This is a genomic window from Rhodocytophaga rosea, assembly GCF_010119975.1.
Lineage (GTDB): Bacteria > Bacteroidota > Bacteroidia > Cytophagales > 172606-1 > Rhodocytophaga > Rhodocytophaga rosea.
Map to the genome: position 1 here is coordinate 8,230,486 of NZ_CP048222.1, position 15,060 is coordinate 8,245,545.

General features: G+C 42.7%; 10 protein-coding genes. 6 read left to right on the forward strand and 4 right to left on the reverse strand.

The annotated features are described in order from the left end of the window. Positions 1-27 precede the first annotated feature (27 nt). Both GXP67_RS33790 and GXP67_RS33795 read right to left on the reverse strand, forming a co-directional pair. Positions 28-2,466, reverse strand: coding sequence for an ABC transporter permease (locus tag GXP67_RS33790; RefSeq protein WP_162447204.1), 2,439 nt, complete (start codon positions 2,464-2,466; stop codon positions 28-30). Between the two features lie 257 nt (positions 2,467-2,723). After that, positions 2,724-3,005, reverse strand: coding sequence for a hypothetical protein (locus tag GXP67_RS33795; protein ID WP_162447205.1), 282 nt, complete (start codon positions 3,003-3,005; stop codon positions 2,724-2,726). A 573-nt stretch (positions 3,006-3,578) separates the two neighbouring features. On the opposite strand from GXP67_RS33795, the gene GXP67_RS33800 reads away from it, so the two are divergent. Further along, positions 3,579-6,113 carry an ABC transporter permease gene (locus GXP67_RS33800; RefSeq protein ID WP_232064749.1) on the forward strand — a complete coding sequence of 845 codons (2,535 nt, stop codon included), beginning with the start codon at positions 3,579-3,581 and terminating at the stop codon, positions 6,111-6,113. 35 nt (positions 6,114-6,148) lie between these two features. Next, positions 6,149-7,006 carry a tetratricopeptide repeat protein gene (locus GXP67_RS33805; protein WP_162447206.1) on the forward strand — a complete coding sequence of 286 codons (858 nt, stop codon included), beginning with the start codon at positions 6,149-6,151 and terminating at the stop codon, positions 7,004-7,006. An 85-nt stretch (positions 7,007-7,091) separates the two neighbouring features. On the opposite strand, the gene GXP67_RS33810 is transcribed toward GXP67_RS33805, so the two are convergent. Together GXP67_RS33810 and GXP67_RS33815 are read right to left on the reverse strand one after the other, a co-directional pair. Next, positions 7,092-7,709 carry a hypothetical protein gene (locus tag GXP67_RS33810; protein WP_162447207.1) on the reverse strand — a complete coding sequence of 206 codons (618 nt, stop codon included), beginning with the start codon at positions 7,707-7,709 and terminating at the stop codon, positions 7,092-7,094. Between the two features lie 17 nt (positions 7,710-7,726). Then, the gene (locus tag GXP67_RS33815; RefSeq protein WP_162447208.1) at positions 7,727-8,407 is read right to left on the reverse strand and encodes a cyclase family protein; all 681 of its coding nucleotides are present in this window, start codon (positions 8,405-8,407) and stop codon (positions 7,727-7,729) included. A gap of 163 nt (positions 8,408-8,570) precedes the next feature. Between GXP67_RS33815 and GXP67_RS33820 the strand changes: the two genes are divergently transcribed. The 4 genes from GXP67_RS33820 to GXP67_RS33835 all read left to right on the forward strand — a co-directional run bounded on the left by GXP67_RS33820 (position 8,571) and on the right by GXP67_RS33835 (position 15,029). Next, entirely contained in the window at positions 8,571-9,170 is a 600-nt protein-coding gene (locus GXP67_RS33820; RefSeq protein ID WP_162447209.1) for a TetR/AcrR family transcriptional regulator, read from the forward strand. 73 nt (positions 9,171-9,243) lie between these two features. Next, complete coding sequence (locus GXP67_RS33825; protein WP_162447210.1) at positions 9,244-10,674, forward strand: TolC family protein; 1,431 nt, start codon at positions 9,244-9,246, stop codon at positions 10,672-10,674. Positions 10,675-10,708: 34 nt separating this feature from the next. Continuing rightward, positions 10,709-11,767: an efflux RND transporter periplasmic adaptor subunit gene (locus GXP67_RS33830; RefSeq protein ID WP_162447211.1), complete on the forward strand. Its 1,059-nt coding sequence runs from the start codon at positions 10,709-10,711 to the stop codon at positions 11,765-11,767. A 115-nt stretch (positions 11,768-11,882) separates the two neighbouring features. Then, the gene (locus tag GXP67_RS33835) at positions 11,883-15,029 is read left to right on the forward strand and encodes an efflux RND transporter permease subunit (RefSeq protein ID WP_162447212.1); all 3,147 of its coding nucleotides are present in this window, start codon (positions 11,883-11,885) and stop codon (positions 15,027-15,029) included. The last annotated feature ends 31 nt before the right edge of the window (positions 15,030-15,060 follow it).

Genomic DNA, 15,060 nt, shown 5'->3' on the forward strand with positions numbered 1-15,060 from the left:
CTAAATCGGATAAATCCTGGTTCCAGACTACTCATTTCTTAAACTCTTCACCGGGTTGGCAAGGGCAGCTTTGATGCTTTGCCAGCTCACGGTCAATAAAGCAATAATAGTGACTAACAAACCAGGAAGCGCAAACATCCACCATTGCATGGGAATGCTGTAGGCAAAATCTGCGAGCCATTTGTTCATTACATACCAGGCAAGTGGGATAGCAACAACAAATGAAATTCCCACCAGCAAGGCGAAATCTTTATATAATAAACCTACAATCTGTGGAATACTTGCCCCTAATACTTTGCGGATACCTATTTCTTTGGTGCGCTGGGCAGTGGTGAATGAAGCAAGTCCGAATAAGCCTAAGCCAGAGATAAATATAGCCAGAAAGGCAAAGTAACCAATAATTTTACCCAGACGCTGATCGGCATTATAAGCTTCATTGATGGTTTCATCCAGGAAAGCATAACTGAATGCCCGTTCGGGGAAGAATTCATTCCATTTCTTTTCCAGAAACTCTATCGTCTGCGGAATATGATCTGACTGCACTTTAATGGAGAATGTATTGAAAACAGGCGGGTTTACATCAAAGACAAATGCTTCGATGGGCGCCTGCAAGGACTGGTAGTGAAAATCTTTGACTACGCCAATTACTTTACCTTTTTTGCCTTCCCGGTCAATGGTTTTGCCGATAGCTTCCTGCGGACTGCCCCACTTGAATTGTTGTACCGCTTTCTCATTGATGATAAAGGCTTCCAGATGGTCGGTGCCATAGGTTTTAGAAAAATCCCGGCCAGCAATAATTTCCATGCCATAAGCCGAAATAAAATCATAATCTACCGGCATGCCGGATACAAAAATATTATCCTCCTGGGTAAATCCCTGGGGCACAATGTTTCTCATAACCGCTCCATTCCCAGGCGAACCAGAGGATAATGTACTGGCTTTTACCTTAGGATTCTGAGCTATGGCTTCTTCAAAAGCATTGGTTTTGCTACGCATTTCCGGACCCACCCCACCAAAAATATTATTCAGGTTATCGCTGAATAAAGGCAATACCAGGGTATGCTCTTTCCCAAAACCAAGCGGACGGTTTTGCAGGTATTGCAACTGCTGATAGGAAACAAGAGCGCCAGCCATTAGCGCAATAGAAACGGTAAATTGTGTTACAACCAGCACTTTGCGCACCCCTACCCCACCAGCTTTGGTGGCAATATTGGTTCCTTTGAGAGATTCTACCGACTGGAAACCCGAAACAAAGAATGCCGGATAACTGCCTGCAATCATTCCGGCAGCGACAAACAGGCCGAAAAAGGCTAGTATCACTTGCCAGTTGCCCAGCACATCCACAGACAATTGTTTTCCGGTCAATTCATTGAGCAGCGGCAAACCAGCCATCACCAGCACTACCGATATAATAAATGCCATCAGGCTGATCAGCAGGGATTCGCCGAGAAACTGACCTATAAGCTGAATCCGGTAAGCACCCAGTACTTTCCTCACCCCTACTTCTCTGGTACGTCGTAGGGAACTGGCAGTAGCCAGGTTAATAAAATTAATGCAGGCAATCAGTAAGGTAATAAAAGCAATACCTGTAAACAGGTATACATACATAATATCGCCGCCAGGTTCCGGTTCTGCCTGCAGGTCAGAGTACAAGTGAATATCCAGCAAGGGTTGCAGACTAAAATTCTGGTCTTTCCGGAGTTGTTCATTGCCATATTTTTCCAGAAATGCCGGAAAACGCTTGTTTACCGAAGCAACTGACTGGTTAGGTTTGAGTAAAACATAGGTATAAGAATGTGAGATCAAGCGGTTCTGCGACAGATTTTCCCGTACTTCCGGAATTTCGGTAGCAAACATGGTTTCATAATTGGCAATGACGTTGAAATGGATATGCGAATGGTTCGGATATTTTTTGAACACCCCGGTAATTTTCATAGGGTACCTGCCTTCAAATAGCAAAGCTTTACCCAATGCCTGCTCCTTCCCAAAATACTTGACTGCCATTTCATCACTGATAATCACCGAAAAAGGCGCATCTAAGGCTGCCCTAGGTGTACCACTCACAAAATCAAAACTCAGGATATCCAGCATTGTAGAATCAGCGAACGTAACTGTCTCATCAAATTTTTCTGATTGCCCCTTTCCATTTACCTGCAAACTGGCATTGCGTTGGTATACCCTGGCAGCCGTTTCTATTTCCGGAAAAAAGCCTGTGAGCAGCGGTGCGAATGGAGGAGGCGTAGATGCCAGCTTTACCTCATTTCCTCCGAAAGTAACCTCATACTGGAGCCGGTATATGCGGCTGGCTTTCTGCTGAAAGGTATCGTAGCTCAGTTCGTCAAATACAAACAGCAGGATCAGAAAACAGCAGGCTAAGCCAGTAGCAAGTCCGGCAATATTGATAAAGGTATATGCTTTTTGCCGGGAAAGTGTACGCAGGGCGATGGTTAGGTAATTTTTGAGCATACCAGTGGAATTTAGGAAAGGACTTTTAATTTACTGATCCTGACCATTCCTAAAACAATAAAAAGGACAAGGGAGAAATTTTCCGGTTATAAGGTTGTATGGCAGGAAGAATGGAAAATCAGGATTGCTGCTGTGTAAAGCATACATTCAACCACCATAAATTCAATACTGGTGCCGGACTAAATTTTTGTATTGGGTTAGATAAACAAAAGAAACAGTGAAATTAGCTCAGCCATGAACCTGCTTTCATTAGGTGTTCATTTCTGCTTACCTGGGCTGTTATCCTTTATTTTTGATTTATTACGCTCGTAATTCCACATGCCATAGCTTTGGGTCCAGGCTTTAGTTTTGTAGCGGTAATAAAAATGCAGGCATAAGGCAGGTATCAATAATATTCCGAGTATCCACCATAAAAAAGACGTATTCCATAGGAAATACCCTAATCCGAGAATGAATACCCATTTTACTATTCTGAACCATAAGGGTTGTGCATGCCTCGAAAAAGCAACTTCTATCTCCCGTTGTATTATTCTGTTCATACCACCATTGTTTGTTGCGATGAATATAGCCGCACATGTACTTGATTAGCAATAATACCCAAGCCCTATACAAGTTTTGTATGGTTTTATCAAACCTCAGATTCACCTGATTACTACTGACATACAAGCGGTTACTTAGCAATTTACAAAAAGATATTCGTAAAGACACAGGTAGTTTGGAACCTGAAATAAACTTCCTCATGCAAACCTAATTTATAGGGTTTAAATTTGCTGCTGATCACTTTTCTCACGCTAAAAAATGTCAGGTAAAAGTAATGCCGGATTAGAACTCATTCTCACCTTCCAACTGATTTAGTTTTGCACTTATCTGTTAGTACATTAACGATAAGTTTATTTTTTACCGGTAAAACACAAAATATTTTCAGGTAGCCATCGTCTTTCTATATTAGCAAACCACATAATCATCGGGCGGTTAATGGGAAATACAGCATGAAGCTATAATTAAGTAAACCGTTCATCACAAAAACCGGGTTATTCTCTCCTGTTCCATCAAAAACCTGTATCTTAGCTGGCTGGGCCTGATGTCCAATCTGTGTTAATAACAACCTGTATATGAATCTTCTCTTTAATCCCTGGCTCTGGCAAATGGCCTGGCGTGACAGCCGGAAAAGCCGTCAGCGGCTCCTGTTGTTTATATCCTCTATCGTTCTGGGAATTGCCGCCCTTGTCGCTATTAACTCCTTTGCCTATAACCTGGAAAAAAGCATAGATGGCCAGGCAAAAGAGCTGTTAGGCGCTGACCTGGTACTAACTACTAATAAAGAAATCACTACAGAAGCACAGAATTTAATAGATTCCATTGGCACCAACCGTTCTGAGGAAAAAAGCTTCCCCTCGATGGTATTTTTTCCCAAAACCAAAGGAACCAGGCTCATACAGGTAAAAGCAGTGAAAGGTGACTTCCCTTATTATGGCATCATCGAAACCATGCCCGCCTCTGCTGCCCAGGCATTCAAAAACAGCAGAAGTGCCCTGGTGGAAGATGCCCTAATGATCCAGTACAATGTAAAGCCCGGAGATTCGGTGAAGATCGGAAATATGACTTTCTATATTCAGGGACGCTTACTAAAAGTACCCGGGCAATCGGCTATTGCCACTACTGTAGCACCCGCTGTATATATTCCTTTACAGTACCTGGAACAAACCGGCCTGGTACAAAGAGGCAGCCGGATAACCAGCCGTTTTTATTACAAACTTCCCTCCACCTTAGATGTGGAGAAAATGGCCGAAACCCTGGAACCCAGGCTGGATCGGGAAGGCATTAATTATGATACCGTGGAAGAGCGCAAGCAGGAGGTGGGTCGTACGTTCGCCAATCTTTCTCAGTTTCTGAACCTGGTGGGTTTTGTAGCCCTTTTGCTCGGTTGTGTGGGGGTAGCAAGTGCGATTCATTTGTATGTAAAAGAAAAGATTTCTTCCGTTGCCGTACTGCGATGCCTGGGCGCCAGCGGCTGGCAGACTTTTTTTATCTTTCTCATTGAAACCATAGTCATGGGCCTGATCGGTGCAACCCTGGGAGCGGCTCTTGGTACTGGTATTCAGTTTTTGCTGCCACAGGTATTCCAGGATTTTCTGCCGGTAGAAGTAGAACTCACGGTTGCCTGGGGAGCCGTTTTACAAGGGGTAGGTATCGGATTAGGTATGGCTATTTTATTTGCCTTATTGCCTCTGCTCTCTATCCGGAGGATTTCTCCCTTGCGTACCTTGCGGGCTTCCTATGAAGAAGATACTTCGGCCAGAGATCCGGCTAAATGGCTGGTGTATGGCCTGATTGTACTCTTTGTGGGTGGCTTTGCCTATCTCCAGATCAAGCGATGGGAACTTGCCCTGGGTTTTACAGTAGGCATTGCAGTAGCCTTTCTCATACTTACCGGCATGGGTAAACTGATTATGTTTCTGGTACGCAAATTCTTTCCTGTTTCCTGGAGTTATGTATGGCGGCAAAGTCTGGCCAATCTGTACCGTCCGCAAAACCAGACCTTAATTCTCATTATTGCCATCGGCCTGGGTACTTTCCTGATCTCTACGCTCTATCTTTCGCAAAACCTGCTGCTTAACCAGGTATCGCTGTCTGGCAGTGGCAACCAGCCGAATATGGTGCTGTTTGATATTCAGAGTAATCAGAAAGAACAGGTTACTAGACTTGCAACAGAATATAACCTTCCCCTGTTGCAACAGGCTCCTATCGTTACCATGCGCCTTTCCGAAATCAACGGACGTTCAGTAGATGCCCTGCTAAAAGACACGACTGCAAAAATTCCGGAATGGGGACTTACCCGTGAATACCGGGTTACTTACCGCGATTCATTGATTAGCTCAGAAAAGCTGGTACAGGGAAAATTACATACATACGCCTCCCCTACTGACACTATTTATGTTTCGGTGGAAGAACCCTATCTGCAGCGCATGAAACTGAAAGTAGGTGATGAACTGGTGTTTAATGTACAGGGAGCACCAGTACGCACGAGAGTGGGAAGCACCAGGGAAATAGAATGGAACCGCGTACAAACCAATTTTCTGGTCGTTTTCCCGGAAGGCGTATTGGAAGATGCACCCCAATTTCATGTACTCATTACCAGGGTGGATTCAGTGGAACAATCTGCACAATTTCAGCAGGCATTGGTACAATCTTTCCCCAATGTATCTGCCATTGACCTCGGTCTGATCCTGCGAACGATAGACGAAATATTAGATAAAGTATCCTTTGTGATCCGCTTCATGGCCTTATTCAGCATTATTACCGGGCTTATTGTACTGGGCAGTTCCGTAGTAATCAGTAAATATCAACGCATCCAGGAAAGTGTACTCCTCCGTACGCTGGGTGCCAGTGGCAAACAAATTATGCTTATTTCCCTGATTGAATACTTGTTTCTGGGGGCACTGGCGACTTTATCCGGTATATTACTTTCCCTGCTCAGTACCTGGCTGCTGGCTTTGTTTGTGTTCGAAACCCCTTTTGTAGCCGTTTACACGCCATTGATCGTGGTATTATTCATTATTACCGCCCTTACCGTTCTGATTGGTATGCTTAACAGCCGGGAGGTATTGAACCGTCCACCACTGGAAGTTTTACGGGCGGAGGTTTGATAGTAGTATTGAGTACAAAGTATTAAGCAAAAATAATGGATTCTGCTGAAGCGCTTTTCAAACAAGGTATTGATTGTTACCATAAAAACGAATTTCAAAAAGCAGTAGATTATTTTACCAAAGTAATAGAATTACAATCTGATGCAACCGCTGCTTTCAATAACCGAGGCAATGCGTTTCATGAGATGAACATGTTACATGAAGCATTAGACGATTATTCCAAAGCAATTCAGTTAGATAATAAAGACTATGATGCCTATTATAACCGTGCGAATGTGTATGACGATTTAGGTCATTTTGAGTATGCATTTGAGGATTTTAATAAGGCTATTGAATTGAATCCGAAAATGGCCGAAGCCTATCACAATCGAGGCTGTACAAAAAATAAAATCGGAGAATATCAACTATCGATTGAAGATTTTGAAATGGCTATACAATTAAGACCTGAATATGACGAAGCATATTATAGCCTTGGTAATGCCTATTATTATTTGAATGATCCCGAAGAAGCTATTAAATATTATACTACGGCTATACAATTAAATCCAAAATATAGGAAAGCATATTATAATAGAGGTACTGCCCTCAATGATATAGATAGCTATGCCGATGCCATTGAAGATTTCAACATTTCAATTGATATCAAAGAAACATCTGATGCATATCATAACCGGGGCATTTCTAAATATAACCTTGGAGCAATACAAGCAGCAATTGAAGATTTTGACAGGTCAATTGAGCTTGATGATCATAATGAGAAAGCATTTTATAGTAGAGGGCTTGCAAAGTATGAAATGGGATTACTGGAAGAAGCTTGTTCTGATTGGAAAAAGGCTTGTGAGCTGGGTGATGAAGATGCCTGCAACAATCTTAAAGATTTTTTTATAAAATGAAACAAGTTAATCTTCCTACTTTATTATGCTATACTCAACTTATAAGCTATTTAGATTATTGCTTACAAGCAGAAAGTGATGCAGTTTAATCATCTATAATATCCACCTGGGCTGGACTTATATTCTTGCTTATCAAATACTCGATCAACTTATCCATTTCTTGAGTAATTTGGTTTAACCCAGGTATTTTCTTAGCATCATAAACGATTGCTTTTTCTACCCATATGGCTGCATCTGTTATGGTTAGTCCATACACATCCGCTAATTGCTCAAGGTCCTGAATATTTTCTTCAACTGGTGTTATAAAGGCACTAATAATGAGACTACTGCCTTCCGCTTCGATAGAATTTGATGTAATCAAACAATAATAATTCTTATAGAAACCTGCATAACATCTTGATTTCTCATCTAACTTAAAATGTATAGTTTCCAGCTCCCGTAATTCTTTCCTTTTAAGTATGGCCAACATTTTCCACGACCAGAATAAAGTATTATCTAGGTGATGATAGCCACCTATTAGTAGAGTTAAAACTAGGATTTCACCTATGCAAAATATCAGAGTTCTAAAAATCTGGCTTACTATTTCAACTCCTTGTAAGGTTATACAAGCGAAAATGACCTCCACAAGGAAGAAAAATCCAAATATTATCGAAAATATGGCAAACCATAGATAGTAATACAGATAAAAGTTCTTTTTCATCATTACATTAAAATGGCTCTTTATCCTCTCACCTTTGCCATCGCCCGTACCGGAAAAGTGCCTATGCCTTTAAATTTGGGAGGAATGGCACTGAAAGTAAACCCTGAATCTGGCAACGCTTGCAGGTTACATAAATGCTCTACAATCAAGATTTCTGCTCCCAGCAAAGTAGTATGCACCGGACGGCTCCGGCCTCTGGTATCATCAATGTTATGAGAATCAATGCCTACCAGTTTTACACCTTTATCTCTGGCATATTCAGCAGCATCCTGGGTGAGAAAGGGATGATTCTCAAAATACTGGTCTGTGCGCCAGTGTATATCCCAGCCGGTATGTACCAATACTGCCTTACCTATAATGCTATGATTTTGTAGCTGCTCTTTTGTCACGGCCAGAGCATCAGCATAAGGAACACGAATAACAACAGCTTCCAGGTCTGTAAACTTTTCCAGGCCGATCATCGAAAAATCTTTTCCCTCTGCAAATCGGTGAAACGGACAATCCATATAGGTACCAGTATTGGTTACCATTTCTATTTTTCCGATCTGGAACTCTGTACCAGCTTCGTAGAATGTACGTGAATCTTCGCGGCTCAAATAGTCACAGATGACTGTTGCAGGCAGTCCTTTATAGGTGATCAGGCCATGTTCAATCGTATGACTTAAGTCAATTAAAACTGGCGATGAAGGTTGTATAGACATTTTTTTATTGGAATAATACAATTAATAATTATGACTCAATTTGTTTGACATATCAAAACAATTATTACATTTGCATAAAAATCTAACAATGTTAAATTTTTTAACTAAGAATAATTTAGGTATCATTTTTGCAGAACAGATACCAACTAAAACAATATATAAAATGGGAGTCATAGAAAGAAGGCAGCGTCAAAAAGAGAACATCCGGACTGGTATATTGCAGGCCGCCCGAAATATTGCTACAAAAGAGAACTGGCAGGCAGTTACGATCCGTAAAATAGCTGATGAAATTGAATATACTGCTCCTATTGTGTACGAATATTTTGAGAATAAAGAAGCTGTGTTGCTGGCAATAGCGCTGGAAGGAGCCGAAATTTTACTGGAAAAAATAAGTAATGTTGCATTAACAGAAGATCCAAAAGCCCGTTTAATTCAATTTGCGCAAGCCCACTGGCAGTTTGCCTGTGAGCATCCGGAAGTATATAAACTGATGTTCGGGTTTGAATGGTTACCTTCTCATCCGGAGGCCAGGCCAAAGATCGCTTTACAGGTACGTAAGATATTTCTCGATACCTTAAGTGAAATCAGCGGAGTTACGGATGAGACGAAGTTAGAGTCATTTTCATTTAACTATATGTGTATTCTGCACGGGTTTACTTCTTTGATTATGCTGGCCCAAAGCCGTAAAAAAGAAATACCTCAGTTTGATCCCCCACATTTACTGGGAATTTACATGGAACGTTTTATCAAAAGCATCTCATAATTTTTTTTTGCTATAAAATCTAACATGATTAGATATTTTAACTTCGTTAAAAATTAATATTAAATCTTGAAAAATGAATAATCGATTCTACACCCTTTCTTCACTGCGCTCCTTACCTGTGAGATGGGTTTCAATACTAACACTGATATTGCTGGCAGGTGGCAATACGCTATGGGCGCAATCTGCTGGTGGACCAGAGACGTTTTCTATCAAAGATGCAATTGAGTACGCCAATGTGCATAATAGTAACATCAAGATAGCCCGGTACGACGAAAGTATTGCTTTGCAACGGGTGAATGAAATCAGAGGCTCAGGTTTGCCACAGATCAATATCAATGGGGCCTTGGATGACCGCCTGAAAATACCGGTTCAGTTGATTCCGGCTTCCGGATTCGGAGGCGGCGGTGATACTACTACAGGTACAGGCGGAGAATATATCCGGTTAAAGTTCGGTACCAAATACAATGCAAGCCTTACGGGCGAAGTTACCCAGCAGATCATTAACCCTTCCTTTTGGGTGGGTATGAAAGCTGCCAAGCAGAGTTCGATCTATTACAAGCAGGCTACACAACAAACCACCGAACAAACAGCATATAATATTTCCAATGCCTATTATCAGGTGATTGTAGCCCAGAAACAATTGCAGTTATTACAAACAAATCTAACCAGCACCCAGAAAATTCTGGCAAATACGCAGCTTCAGTTTAAAAACGGGGTAGCTAAAAAAGTCGATGTAAGCCGTTTGCAGGTAAATGCCAATAATCTGCAATCGCAGCTGAAACAAGCAGAATTGAGCCTGGTACAAGTATTCAATACCCTGAAGTTTCAGATGGGAATGCCGATTGAAAAACAAATCTCTCTCAGCGATACTACCTTAACCTTTTCAGAAGAAGAACCAGTGTTAAGCGAGAATACCGGAAATTATGTTGAAAACCGGATTGAATATAAGTTATTAGAAACCAATTTAAAGCTGCAGGAACTGGACAAAAAGAATTTTGGTTCGGGATATTTTCCTACACTTTCGGCCTATGGCAACTACGCCTATCAGGCACAACGCCAGCAGTTTGACTTCTTTCAGCCGGCTAAACCCTGGTTTGAGTCTTCAGCTATCGGGCTTCGTCTGAGCATTCCTGTATTTGACGGCTTGCAGCGGAATGCCAGGGTGCAGCAGGCGAAAATTAAATCCCTGCAGATAGAAGAGCGGATGAACCTTACCAAACAAAATATCAATCTGGAGGTTTCCAATTCACTTACCCAGTATAGAAATACCCTGCAACGCATTGAAAGTGAGCAGCAAAACGTACAACTGGCACAGGAAGTATATGAAGTAACACAACTGGAATTCAGAGAAGGTGTAGGAACGTCTACAGATGTAGTTGAAGCTGAAACTTCTTTAAGACAAGCGCAGAATACATATATCACCACCTTACTCGATTTGTATACCGCACGGCTGGATCTGGAACGTGCCAAAGGAAATTTACTCACCTATCTGAATTCAAAATAAGAAATAGTCATTCGAACGATCAATAAAAAAGTATATGAAAAAAATAGTCATTGTGGTAATAGTTCTGGCCTTGAGCGCCCTTGTTGCCTTCCGACTCATCAGCAACAAGAAAGAAATTGACTCAAAAAATAAGATGCCGGATAATTCTTCTGTCCGGGTATCCGTAAATGTGGTTCCGGTACAAAGCCGTGTCAGTGAGCAGAATTTAAGTATGGTAGGAACGGTAGCGGCCAATCAGGTAATTGATATTAAATCGGAAGTGCAGGGCAAAATCACCAGTCTGAATATTGAACTGGGCAACTATGTAAAAAAGGGACAGGTAATTGCCCGGATTGACGACCAGATCCGCCGGATTTCTCTTTCCAATGCCGAACAAAAACTGGCTGATGCCCGGCAGAACCTGGAGCGGTACAAGAACTTACTGGAAGGTGGCGCTGCCACACAGGCACAGTTCGAGCAGTATAAACTGAGCTATGAAAATGCAGAAAATGCACTGGCACAGGCTAAAAAAGAGCTTTCCAATACAACCATAGCAGCTCCCATCAGCGGGTATATTACCCAGAAAGTGGTAGAATCTGGTGCCTTTGCCAATGTAGGCAATTCTATCGCTACCATTGTAGATGTTTCCAAGCTAAAAGTACAGTTGAATGTAGCTGAAAATGATGTATATGCCCTGAAAGTAGGCGACCCGGTAAGCATCACTTCTACCGTTTATCCAGGTGTTACTTTCAAAGGTGAAATCACGTTTATCAGCCCAAGTGGGGATGCCGCACATAATTATCCGGTAGAAATTTCCTTTGTTAACCAGGCCAAGAATGAACTGAAAGCCGGCACCTATGTAAACATTGCCTTCAACCGTAAAAGCCAGGTACCTAGCCTGCAAATTCCAAGAGAATCTCTGGTGGGTAGCCTGAAAGATGCACAGGTTTATGTGGTGAATAACAATAATATTGCTCAACTACGTAAAATCACGATTGGAGCAGATAACGGCGCATTTCTGGATGTACTGGAAGGATTAAAAGAGGGCGAAAAAGTCGTAACTACCGGACAGATTAACCTGACAGACAGCACCCTGGTAAGTGTAATTAAATAGCCGGGAACCTAGGTTACACAGATCAGAGGATTTTCAGGAGTAGCATATATTCTTTGTCAATCCTGCCTCCTGACCTATTATACAACGAATAACGAACAACGATTAACTAAAAAATATGTCTATTACCGAAATTTCAATAAAAAGACCAGCGCTCGTGATTGTGATTTTCACGGTGCTGGGAATTTTGGGAACGCTCAGTTATACCCAGCTGAACTACAACCTGCTGCCAAAATTTGAGGCACCGGTTATGTCAGTAATTACGGTATATCCCGGAGCAGCTGCCGGTGAAGTGGAAACATCTGTTACCAAAAAGGTAGAAGATGCCCTTTCTTCCCTGGAAAACCTGGATAAAATCCAGTCTACTTCGCAGGAAGGCGTTTCTATAGTAGTGATTAATTTGCTGCAAAGCGCCAATGTAGATGAAGCCGTACAGGATGCACAGCGGAAAGTAAATGCCATTCTGGCACAACTGCCGGATGATGTAGAGGCACCTACGATTAATAAGTTCTCTACCGATGACCTGCCTGTGTTGCAGTTAGGCTTAACCGGAAATGTGAGCCCTACAGAATTTTATAAACTGGTAGAAGACCGTATTCAGCCGCAGCTTGCCAAAATACAAGGAGTTGGCCAGATTACACTCGTAGGGGGTGAAAAACGGGAGATCAAAGTAAACATTGATCCTGAAAAATTAAAGGCATATAAACTTTCCATTAATCAGGTTACACAAGCGATTGTTAGTGCCAACCAGGATTTCCCGACTGGCCGGGTAGAAACATCCGATCAGCAATATAGCTTACGTCTGGCCGCTAAATTTACCACTCTGGATCAATTGCGTAACCTGGTGGTGTCTTACCAGACGAATGGAAGCCGTATCACAGTGAAGGATGTGGCAGAAGTAGAAGATGGCATTGCGGAGTATTCTACCCTCAACCGGATCAACGGCCGTTCTTCTATTGGGATGATTATCCAGAAACAAGCCGATGCCAATGCAGTAGATTTAAGTAAGAAGGTACGGGCAGAGATTGTGAACATTGAAAAACTATATGCAGCCAACGGTGTAAAATTCAGTATTGCCAACGATACTTCTACCTATACCCTGGCTTCTGCCGATGCTGTACAGTTCGACTTATTGCTGGCTGTGATCATTGTAGCGGCCGTTATGCTGATCTTCCTGCACAGTCTGCGCAGCTCTCTGATTGTTATGGTGGCTATTCCGGCCTCTATGATCTCTACATTCATTCTCATGTATGTATTTGGCTTCTCGCTCAACCTGATGACGCTGATGGCACTTTCCCTGGTGGTAGGTATCCTGGTGGATGACTCGATTGTGGTACTGGAGAATATTTACCGTCACATGGAGATGGGCAAAGACAGACGTACGGCTGCTCTGGACGGCCGGAATGAAATTGGCTTTACTGCCTTAGCTATTACCCTGGTAGACGTAGTGGTGTTCTTACCTATGTCTATGGTATCCGGCCTGATCGGAAATATCCTGCGTGAATTTGCCCTGGTGGTGGTGTTTTCTACCCTGATGTCTTTATTTGTATCATTCACGATTACACCGATGCTGGCTTCCCGTTTCGGTAAACTGGATCATTTCACAACTAAAACCCTCTGGGGACGCATTTCCCTGGGTTTTGAACGTATGTTTACCAGCCTGCAAGATGGCTATACCAGGGTATTAAGCTGGAGTCTGGGTCACCGCTGGGTCATTTACCTGAGTGCCTTTTTACTGTTTGTAGGTTCCATTGCACTGGTTCCGGCAGGATTTATTGGAAGTGAATTTGCAGCCCAGGGCGACCGGGGGGAACTGGTTGTTCAACTGGAGATGGAACCGCAGGTAACCTTATATCAGAATAACCTGATTACTAAAAAAGTAGAGCAGCTGATTAAATCCCGTCCCGAAGTAAATCTGGTACTGAGTAAAGTAGGCTATACCAGCGGACAAATGGGAACCGGAACAGGTTCTAAAAACCGTTCAGAATTAACCGTAGTTCTGGTAGATAAACATCAGCGCAGCCTGAGTGTCGAGCAATTCGGTGCACAGATCAAAGCAGAAATCCAGAAAATCCCAGGCGTAAAAGCGAAGGCAGCGCCTACCAGTATAACCGGAAATGCCAACGTCGCTCCTGTTCAGATCGTATTAAAAGGCGCTGAACTGGAAAGAGTACGTGAAGCCGCTAATACAGTTTTAGGAGTGGTGCAAAAAATTCCTGGAACTACTGACGTAGAGTTTTCTATTGAAGACCCCAATCCGGAATTGCAGGTAAAACTCGACCGGGAACGGATGGCTGCGTTAGGCTTGTCGGTGACGGATATTGGTTCTACCCTGCGCACGGCCTTTAACGGAAATGATGACTCCAAATACCGCCAGGGACAGTATGAGTATGATATCTTTATCTCCCTGGACCGCTTCAACCGCTCCAACCGGGACGATGTGAGCAATATTACGTTCGTGAATAACCAGGGACAACTGGTAGAATTAAAGCAGTTTGCTGATGTTTCTCAGGAACTTGGTGCGAGCAAACTGGAACGCCGGGACAGATTATCTGCCATTACGGTGAATGCACAGGTAGTAGGCCGTCCTATAGGAACCGTAGGTAATGATATAAAAGAGGTAATGAAGAGCAAAAAATTGCCGGATGGAATTATCATCGAATATGCTGGTTCATTGCAACAACAATCGGATGCCTTCGGAAGCTTAGCCATTGCCCTCGTCATTGCGATTGTATTCGTATACCTGATCATGGTGGCTTTATATGATTCGTTCATCTATCCGTTTATTGTATTGTTCTCCTTACCAGTAGCCTTGATCGGCGCTTTGCTGGCACTGGCATTGGCTTTTGAGAACCTGAGTATTTTCTCGATTATCGGGATGATCATGCTGATGGGTCTGGTAGCTAAAAACGCCATTCTGATTGTTGACTTTACCAACCAGCAGCGGGCACTGGGTTTATCCGTACGGGATGCCTTGATTGAAGCCGGAAGAGAGCGTTTACGCCCCATTTTGATGACAACCCTGGCAATGGTGTTTGGGATGTTGCCTATTGCTCTGGCATCCGGAGCAGGTGCTGAAACGAAAAATGGCCTGGCCTGGGTAATTATCGGTGGCTTAACAAGTTCCTTGTTATTAACACTGGTATTGGTCCCTTCTGCCTATATGACCATTGAAAGAGCCATTACGAAAGTAAGAGGCTGGTTTGGCAAGAAAACGCCGCAAACCGCTGTTCTCTCAGTTCCTTCTACGGCTAAGCATTCTTAGCTGAACTGTTAAATTATTAAAAAAAATAAAC